Below are 1,623 nucleotides of genomic sequence, written 5' to 3' on the forward strand. Positions count from 1 at the left end.
CCCACACCCTGTGGTCATGAATCGGCGTGCGTTGCCCCGGCCCCCACACAAAGCTGACCACGCTGAAGCGCTGGCGCGAATCGGCATGCAGCAAAAATTGCTGATAGCGCTCGGGGTCGGGTTGGGCGAATTCGTCGGGCAGCCAATCATCGTGGCTGACCAGTTGCGCCAGCAGCTTGCCGCCACGGTGCAGCAGGTCGCCTTCACGCGGGTTGCCGTCGATCAATTCCGCCAGGGCGCCTATGAAGGCTCTGAGTCTCTCGGGGTGTCGGGCCTGGGTCATGACCATTCCATCGGGCTGTTGGTGTGCTTTTATCTAAGCATAATGTTTATTTTTAATATGCTATTTTTTAATGATTAGCTTATAGCCGAAGGTAATTTAGAACCGGTTTGAATAGCGTTAGACGTTATTTATCACTGGGTGGGCTATCCAGACCTGTGTGCGGCCACTATGCTTCACGCACATCTTAATGACTGATCTGTATGTGCGGCCCAAATGAAAATTGACGATATCGATGCCTTTGTCGAAGTGATTCGTTGCCAGTCCATCAGCCATGCCGCCGCGTCGTTGCAGCTGACCCAGCCAGCCATCACCCGCCGCGTGCAGAACTTCGAGCAGGCACTGGGGGTGGAGCTGTTCGACCGCAATACCAAGCCGCTCAAGCCGACGCTGATCGGTACCCGCGTTTATGAGCAATGTCGGTTGATCCTGCGTGAGATGGATGCCCTGCGCGAACTGGTGGCCACCGATGCTCCGCCCACCGGCGTGCTACGCCTGGGTGTACCGCAGACCATCGGCGATGTGGTGCTGCTGGACGCGCTCAAGCACCTGCGCAGCGAATACGCCGACTTGCGCGCCCAGGTTGCCACCGGCTGGGGCAGCCAATTGGTCGGCAAGATCGAACGCGGCGAACTGGATGCGGCGGTGGCGTTGTTCCCTGCGGGCAAGATCTTCCCGGACAACCTAGTGGGTGAGTCCATCGGCAAGATGGAGTTGGTGGTGGTGTGTGCCAAGGCGCAACTGCCGAAGAAGCCGTGCAAGCTGGCTGACGTGTACCAGAGCGGTTGGATTCTTAATCCGGACGGCTGCGGGTTCCGTGCGGGGTTGCAGCGCACCTTGTCTGACCAGGGCCTGGCGCTGCGGGTGAACCTGGAAACCTTTGGCACTGAACTGCAACTGGGCTTGGTGGCCGATGGCCTCGGCCTTGGCCTGGTGCCACGTCCGTTGCTGGAACGCAGTGCTCATCGCGAGCAGCTGGCGGCGATGCCCCTCAAGGACTTCAAGCCGGTGATGGATTTGTGGCTGATCTATCCGCATTTTCTCGGCAACCTGCAAGGGCCGGTGGATGCGTTTGGTCAATGGGTGGCGGATGCTTTGCACAAGATTCGCAGTGCTGCCTGACGCCCTGTAATCCAAATGTGGGAGCTGGCTTGCCTGCGATGACGGCCCGCCAGCCGACACCTATCTCCCTGACACCCCGCGGTCAAAACTGTGGGAGCGGGCTTGCTCGCGAAGGCGGCCTGGCAGTCAACACAGTTGGATTGGGTACATATCCATTGCTGCGGTAACGGCTACTTAGGGTTCCGCCCTGACGGCGGCTCACTTTGCAAAAGCGGCAAAGT

Annotated in this window: 1 protein-coding gene and 1 pseudogene; one reads left to right on the forward strand and one right to left on the reverse strand. The window is 59.1% G+C overall.

Annotation, left to right across the window (positions count from 1 at the left end; translation table 11 throughout):
• Window positions 1–283 (reverse strand): annotated as a pseudogene (locus GIW04_RS30535) (cysteine dioxygenase); the annotation flags it as partial.
• 213 nt (window positions 284–496) lie between these two features.
• Here GIW04_RS30535 and GIW04_RS30540 point away from each other — a divergent pair.
• Window positions 497–1,402: a LysR family transcriptional regulator gene (locus tag GIW04_RS30540; protein WP_003191880.1), complete on the forward strand. Its 906-nt coding sequence runs from the start codon at window positions 497–499 to the stop codon at window positions 1,400–1,402.
• Window positions 1,403–1,623: the final 221 nt, after the last annotated feature.

Origin of the sequence: Pseudomonas sp. PA-4-8C, assembly GCF_021606625.1 — a bacterium.
Lineage (GTDB): Bacteria > Pseudomonadota > Gammaproteobacteria > Pseudomonadales > Pseudomonadaceae > Aquipseudomonas > Aquipseudomonas lactis.